Annotated in this window: 7 protein-coding genes and 1 tRNA gene; 7 read left to right on the plus strand and 1 reads right to left on the minus strand. The window is 58.4% G+C overall.

Going from position 1 to position 7,280, the window contains the following annotated elements; translation table 11 throughout:
* Positions 1-111: 111 nt before the first annotated feature.
* From GGQ67_RS22255 to GGQ67_RS22285, 7 genes are all read left to right on the plus strand, one after another.
* Positions 112-188 (plus strand) — tRNA-Arg (locus tag GGQ67_RS22255).
* Positions 189-1,046: 858 nt separating this feature from the next.
* Positions 1,047-1,739 carry an HNH endonuclease gene (locus GGQ67_RS22260; protein WP_183902315.1) on the plus strand — a complete coding sequence of 231 codons (693 nt, stop codon included), beginning with the start codon at positions 1,047-1,049 and terminating at the stop codon, positions 1,737-1,739.
* Positions 1,736-2,377 (plus strand): hypothetical protein, encoded by a 642-nt coding sequence (locus GGQ67_RS22265; RefSeq protein ID WP_183902316.1) that lies wholly within the window; start codon positions 1,736-1,738, stop codon positions 2,375-2,377. Before GGQ67_RS22260 ends, GGQ67_RS22265 begins: the two co-directional genes overlap by 4 nt.
* On the plus strand, positions 2,374-2,664 hold the full coding sequence (locus GGQ67_RS22270) for a hypothetical protein (protein WP_210279748.1): 291 nt from the start codon (positions 2,374-2,376) through the stop codon (positions 2,662-2,664). Before GGQ67_RS22265 ends, GGQ67_RS22270 begins: the two co-directional genes overlap by 4 nt.
* Before the next feature lie 148 nt (positions 2,665-2,812).
* Positions 2,813-3,871 (plus strand): dsDNA nuclease domain-containing protein, encoded by a 1,059-nt coding sequence (locus GGQ67_RS22275; protein WP_183902318.1) that lies wholly within the window; start codon positions 2,813-2,815, stop codon positions 3,869-3,871.
* 51 nt (positions 3,872-3,922) lie between these two features.
* Positions 3,923-5,611 (plus strand): AAA family ATPase, encoded by a 1,689-nt coding sequence (locus GGQ67_RS22280; RefSeq protein ID WP_183902319.1) that lies wholly within the window; start codon positions 3,923-3,925, stop codon positions 5,609-5,611.
* Between the two features lie 192 nt (positions 5,612-5,803).
* Positions 5,804-6,286 (plus strand): hypothetical protein, encoded by a 483-nt coding sequence (locus GGQ67_RS22285; RefSeq protein WP_183902320.1) that lies wholly within the window; start codon positions 5,804-5,806, stop codon positions 6,284-6,286.
* 21 nt (positions 6,287-6,307) lie between these two features.
* Here the strand turns inward: GGQ67_RS22285 and GGQ67_RS22290 are convergent, their stop codons facing one another.
* A complete protein-coding gene (locus GGQ67_RS22290; protein ID WP_183902321.1) occupies positions 6,308-7,174 on the minus strand; it encodes a restriction endonuclease in 867 nt (288 codons plus the stop codon).
* Positions 7,175-7,280: the final 106 nt, after the last annotated feature.

Consider the following 7,280-nt stretch of genomic DNA (forward strand, 5'->3'; position numbering starts at 1 on the left):
CCCGGGGTCGGTTCACGGAGTGGCGGACTTTTCATTTTGGTGATTGAAGCCAGCCGAAAGCTAGGCTAAGAACCACCCATCGGACAGGCGATTCAAACCCGCCTCAGGCATGCACCCGTAGCTCAGCTGGATAGAGTGTTGGATTCCGATTCCAAAGGTCGCAGGTTCGAATCCTGCCGGGTGCGCCACCGAACTTTAGAGCGACACATGAGAGCGGATTAGTTCCGTATTGACCGGACGCTCGATATCACAAGAGCGGACTCTCACCCGTGCCATTCCCCGCCGCACGCTTCCAAATCTTCTGCTTGCCAATATCCCGCTACTAATCTGACCCCTCGTTGGAGTATCCAACAGGTTGCTCGACGACGATACCGTTCCGGAACCATCATTCTCCACATCAGGACGGGCGCTCGTCCTGCCTCGAAAAATGCAAGGCTCAGACCGCGTGTGCTGAATGCCGAACACGCTTTGTAACAAGCAGCCGTTCGAAACGATGAGCCTGCAAAGGATTCAAACATACCCCGTCAAGTATCTCCAATTTTGCGCGCGGAATGCAAGTATATTGAGCTCGCCGGGTTTGCTTTCGTATTTGCCATCGCAAGCATAGCTAGGCAAATATCAAAGCTCAGCGAAAATTCAAAGCATAGGTGGGATATACTGACATTTATTACGCCCCGTGATCGCTCGAGGAGACCCTCCATGGACTCGCGCGTGCCTCGCAAGGGATTCGGCGACTGCCCCTAAAGGATTTGAATCCTTTATGTCGCGTCGACGAGCCGCTCATTTCCGCTGGACGATGCCCAGCGTGGCGGCCATGGCCACCCAGATCCAGGGCCGGCCGTTTCGCCGACCGTCGAAAGTCGCTAAGACGATCGTCTTCCCAGCTCCGGACGAGGCCTCTTAGATCGTCGGCAGCACGCTCGTCATCGACGGCAGCATGGGCAGTCGTAAAGGATTGAGGATCAGAAACCTCGGCGCTCAAGCCGGGCTTGAATCCTTGAGCCATCGGTGCCATTTCGGATTGCGTCCGAACTTAAGGCCCACCTATGGCAGATCGAAAGCATATCCCGACAGAGTTGAAACTGCGCCTCTTCTCGGCCGCAGCCGGCCATTGCCAGCGTCCTGACTGCCTCGCTCCCCTCTTCCCCGCGGAAATGGGAGGCGACAAGCATATTGCAGAGATGGCGCATGTCATTCCGCACGGCGAAGACGGCCCGCGTCGGGAAGAACGTCCAACAGGCAAATTCGAACCGGACACGTTCGAAAATCTCATCCTCCTATGCCCGACCTGCCGCACGATCATAGACAAGGATCCGGAAGCCTATCCTCGCAACACGTTGCTGGGATGGAAGGCGGAGCATGTTGGGGCGCTCGCGCGCAAGCAGGGCATTACAGCCTACGAGGAGCGCAGGCAGGTGCGCGACGCAGTCACCTCAGCCATGAGCGAGAACAAAGCTGTGTGGAAGGAGTTCGCCCCTGTGGATGGCGAGACTTTCAAATTAGACCCCGAGTCCGAGACCGCGCAGACGTGGTCCCAGCGAATGAGAAGCGTGATCCTGCCGAACCATTTCCGTATTATCGCGATCATCAAGGCGAACCTGAATCACGCCAACGACGCGGAAAAGGAGACATTCGCCCGATACCAGGAACACGTAAGAGGTCTTTCCGAACGGCACGTGTGCGACGTCGCTGGGAGTGGCATCCGGTATCCTGCTGAAATGGATGGGATGTTCGCATGAGCTGGCAGGTCGATTACGCAATCAAATCCATTTTGGAAGTTCCTGCCGTGACGGGGGCGGAGACTATCCGCGGTGACGCCATCAAGATCACGGCCGAGAGACGGCCCGAATCTGTTGCCGTTATTTCAGATGCCGACTTCATCGATGCTGCGGTGGCGAAAGCCTACCATCAGGAGTATCCCGAGATGGAATTTCTCTGCGGCTACAGAAAAGGTGCCGTTTGGGAAGGCGGCGCCATCAGGTACCTCGAGAGTCAGAAGATCGGCTGGGGAAACGGCGGAACGCTCACCTCAGCGATTCAGGACGACAACGTAAAGACGGCCAGCCACAAGGAGTTCTTTTTCTCCGATCGGCTGATCAGGCAGCTCCGATGCGTGACGTCGATCGATCGAGAGTTCGATCGAATCCATAGCGTATCGCTCGTAGACGGGCGGAAACTCCGAATCGGAATGCTCATGGAATACGAGCCGACGGCCGAGGCGGTTCGGAGCCTATGGGGCCGATTTGGGGCGGTGGACGTCGTATGGAATATCAATCCGAATGGAAAGCCCACGCAGAAGGCTATCGAGGCCGGAGACGAGCTGGGCTGCAAGGTGATGAAATGGGACGAACTCAAGGTGCTCCTGAAAGGTCGTTGAAGACATCCTCCGAAGTGGCGAGACAGCTCCTTGAAACCTGCCCGTCGCTGTCCGAGTTCGAATCCTTCATGTTCGGTTCTTCGCTCGTGCGTGCCGGGAACGATTTCGACGTCCTGATCGTCGGCCCCTCCGGCGAGCCGCTGGCGCGGCTGAAGAGCGAGATCGCTCTCGCTGGCAGAGAGCTGCCGCTGGACGTCCTCTACATGCTGCCGGCTGAAGCCGAGGAGACGGGCTTCGTGTTGAACGAAGGATGCGTGCCGCTCTTCGAAATGGCGCTGCCAGACTAGGCTCGAGTTTTCCGCGAGGATTCAGACCGCATACGGGTCTGTGTTGCTTTCGTGGACAGAGCCCGATCTTCGCCCGACGCTATCGTCATCCACTAAGACTTTGCTACTCTTAGCTGCCGCAGAGAGAATTGATTCGCGTCGGGACGAGATGGGCGTAGTCGAAAAGATAAAACGAGAGGCAAAACGCGAGGAAGGCGGCGCTGTTCTGACCGAGCGCCTCGACTATCAGTTTGCCTGGGGCATCCAGCGCATGCTCGCGCTTCACGTCACGGGTCAATCCTATGCTTTCCTGTTCGAATCCCACGACGACATCCTAGAACTTGACCACGAGGCGACGCCAAGGAAGATCGTCTTCTACCAGGTAAAGACGCGCAAGAGCGGCAACTGGACTGTCGGCAGGTTCACCGAGCGGAAGAAGGTGAAAGACGGCGACGGGCTCGGCGCTTCGGTCGCGGGAAAAATGTTCGACAACATCAGGCGTTTCTCGACGTGCATCGACCGGGCGGTGATGGTGACGAACATGCCCATGCCAAAACTCAGTTCGGACGTCGGCGAACATTGCCTGACAACGCTCGATAAGGAATCGTGGAAGGAACTCGGCGCCGCGATGAGTGCCGAAGACGCCGCCTTCGTGGCTGCCACCCACCTGCCGTACTACCATCTGAACTACACTCCGCTCCACTTCGACAATGCGCATCACACCGTCGTCGGACAGGTGGCCGACGTGCTTTTCAAGCGCACGGGAAGTGAACGCGGCGCGAAGACGTTCTTCGACGCCCTGTCCGGGGAGTGCAGGCGGAAGGCGAAGCCGCAGCCCGCGGTCCGGACATTGACGGAGTTCGACGCCGCGCATGTCCTGAAGAGGTCTGACGTCGAATCCTTCCTCGCCGTCCATGGCGAGTACACGTCGCCGAGCTGGGCGAACGTCGCTCCCTTTCTCCAGCCGCTGGGATTCGTCAGGGTCACCGCGATCATGAAGGCGTGGGACCGCTATGAGATCGACCGCAGAACGCGCTGGGAAACGTTGCGCCATGTAGCGCCGAAGATCGCCGCAGCTATTGAACCGATTTTCGATGGGCGCCAAGATTTCATCCTGGCTCTGCAAGAGGCCGTCGTGGAAGTTCAGGACGTGGTGCATGCGTGGTCGCCCAGCGCCGACGAGGCCACGATCACCGCCATGATCCTCTACGAGTATCAACGCCAATGAACGAACGCGAACGCTTCGCCCTTCTCGTCCGAAATCTGAGAAAAGAAAAAGATGAAACGCTTGAGCTTCGAAAGGCTGGAATTGTTGTCGCTGACCGAAAGGAAGGCGCGAACGATAGACTTCCACCCGAAGCTGACGATCATCCAGGGAATGAACGGGGTCGGTAAGTCCTCGGTCATTAAGAGCCTTTATTGGACGCTCGGTGCGGCTCCTCAGGCGATACATCGCGACTGGGTAGCCGCGAACGTCAAAAGCAGGCTTCATATCCGGATCGACGACGCCTCCTACTCCGTCGTCAGGGATGGCCGTCAACTGGCCATGTTCGACGCCGAAGGGAAGAAGCTGATTTCCACCAACAGCATCACCCACGAGTTCGGGCCGTTTCTCGCCGACAAGCTCGACTTCGGGCTGACGCTTTTGAACAGGAAGAACGAACCGGAGGTGCCTCCCCCGGCATATGCGTTTCTACCGTTCTACATGGACCAGGACGGAGGGTGGGAGCGCCCTCTTTCGTCGTTCGACAGGCTGACGCAGTATGCGAACTTCAAACGGGCGATCATCGAATATCATTCGGGCATCAAGCCGAACGAGTTCTACAAGATCTCCGCAGAAAAGACGATCGCCGCACGCCTGAAGTCCGAGGCTCTATCCGAACGGAACACGGTAGCCGGCGTCGTCGCGAAGCTGGGTCTCGATCCGGTGTTCAAGGGCATCGAACTTTCCGCCTACGATCACGACGCAGCGGTCGAGGAGCTTCTCGTCCGCCTGACGGATCTTCGCGACAAGCGCCAACGGCGCGCGGCGAAACTCGCCCAGGTCGTCGACGAGCGGCTCCTTCTCGAGGAACAAATCGAGCTGGCGCGTGCCGCTGCGAGAGAACTCGCCGCCGATGCGAACTGGGCTGCCTCGGATGGACGTGAGACGATCGCCTGCCCAACGTGCGGAACCGATCATCGGAACGACTTCAGGCATCGGTTCTCAATCCTTGCGGACCGCGACCAGTGCTTCGAATTCGTGGCGAGTTCTCTCGACAAGATAGACGATCTCGCGAAGGAGGCGCGCGACGTCGAAAAGGAAATGGCATCGACCGAGCGCATCATCGCAGAGGTTCAGTCGACCCTGGAATCCGAACGCGAACAGGTGACGCTCAAGGAGGTGATCGAGAACGAAGGCAGGCGACAGGCCATGTCCCTGTTCAACGAACAAATCTCCGAACTCGACGAGAAGATCGGCGGCTTCGAGGCGTCCATTGTCGAGATGGAGGCAGCGCTCAAGGAATTCAACAAACGGCAGCACCGTGAACAACGCGAGCGTTTCTATGCAGACAAGATGCGCAGGTATATCGACAGGCTGAACGTGCTCAATCCAGACTACGACGCTGTTTCCAAGATCACGGGCCGCATAGTCGAGACCGGAAGCGAGCAGCCTCGCGTTCTGCTGGCGTACGAGCTGGCCTTGCTTGCGACCATTCAAGAGTTTTCGACGGCGTTCGCCGCGCCGATGGTCATCGACAGTCCCAACCAGCAGGATCAGGACGACACGAACGCGCGGTCCATGCTCTCGCTGATCATCGATTCCCGCCACCCCCAGGGTCAGACGATCCTGGGCACGGTTTCCATGCACGGCATCGATCCGGGAGACGCCAGCGTCATCGAGTTCAACGACAAGCGATCGGTTCTGCAAAGCAGCGAATTCGAATTCGTCTCGGCCTCCTTGAGACCCGTGCTCGAGACGCTCTGACGTGAGGGGCCTTCCGATCTGCCGTCGTCGGCCGCCTACACCATCCACTTTTGATGCTCGGCGGCTGCCTGAGCGCTCTTCAAGGCGACATGACGTGAAGCGCGGAACATCGCCGTGCATGCGGATAGATGGCCCTGCTCGATCGCGTTGTGCTACGACTGCCGAATTCCATTTGAAGCGAGTGAAGATCTGATGCGCCGCCGATACGTTGCCATCCTAGCGGCTCTCCTTTCTGCGGCGACGGCTGCGGCCGCCGACTTCAAACCATACGCGAACGGCCGCTTTGGATATGCCGCCGACATCCCCAGCGACTTCAAGACGACACTCATGCCGGAAAACGGCGACGGCTTGGGTCTCCAGAGCCCGGACGGTAAGGCGAAGCTCTCAATCTGGGGGAACTACGTTACCGAGGGCGGCTTTTCCCAGGAAAGCGATCTCCGGAAGAAGTTCACGACCGACGCCGGCTGGCAGTTCACCTACGAGAAACGCGGAGCGTCATGGGCGAGCTATTCCGGCACGAAGGGCGACCGCATCATCTACATGCGGCAGATCGCGCTATGTGACGGCGCCATGGGGAATTTCACGTTGGAGTATCCGGCCCGCCAGCAGAAGCGGTATGGCCCGGTGATCGACACGATGGTGAAGACGCTGAAGGCGCCGAAACACTGCGAGTGATTGCGCTCGCCCCGGCGCCGTCTACGGAAAGAGTTCCAGCACCTTGGCGAACGGGTTCTTTCGCTCAGAAGCAGCTCTGGCTTTCTCCCTGATCACAATCGCCGGATCCAAGCGCCGATTGAGCGCGATGTAGATATCCTGACCGTCCATCAAGATGATGCGCCTCGAGGTGAACGCAGTTGAGGATGGGGTTGAATAGCCGGCATGGCTAACGTGCAGCCCACGGGTCCATATGGTGCGCTCTTCAATCTTTCCCTGAAAGGAATGCAACATCGTGGCATCAGTTTGCGCGCGATGCCATTTTGCCTCGACAAGGTATGTCGTGCCGTCGTGTTGAAAAGATCCGTCGATCTGTTCACCGATAGTCCTGAAGGACGCACGGGCGTCCAGCCCCCACGTGTCAAGCCACCGCTTCAGAAAACGCTCGAAGGCGTACCCTCGTTCGTGAGGTCGGTCGGTCATCGCTTCGAGTGCGAGGAATTCGGATTCCAATGCTGCGAGGATACCCTCCGCAGGGCGTAGCGGCTGAGTGACTTTGGGCTCCTCGACGACAGCGGCACCGGGCAGCGGCCGGCCGCCCAACCGCTCGATAATCGCGCTGAGTTTCTTCCGGTTGTCATCGGTGGCATCGTCGGGGCGGTCAGCCTGCAGATATTCCCATAATCCCGCCAGGGCCTTGGCAATTGCCTTCGGCTGAGCCTTCTGCGTGAAGGCGACGAGACGCTTGCCCTTGGAATTCCCCCGGAAGCCATAGACATCGTCATAAATTTCCACGCCGACCTCGTGCCGAAAGAATTCGGTGAAGGTCTGGTTCGTGAAGTTGAGAACGTATCCTCCTTGGACGAAAAGATCATCGACGAGCTTGGCTTCTATGGGTCGGAGGGTCATGTGACATCAGTCTGAACCGCACCGGGTTTGCCGGAGGCCATTTGGTTTGAGTTATGCGGCCATGGCTGGTTCGTCCAGCATGGCGTAGTAGCGTTCTTCAGCTTCG

It is taken from the genome of Rhizobium metallidurans (assembly GCF_014196505.1).
GTDB lineage: Bacteria > Pseudomonadota > Alphaproteobacteria > Rhizobiales > Rhizobiaceae > Rhizobium > Rhizobium metallidurans.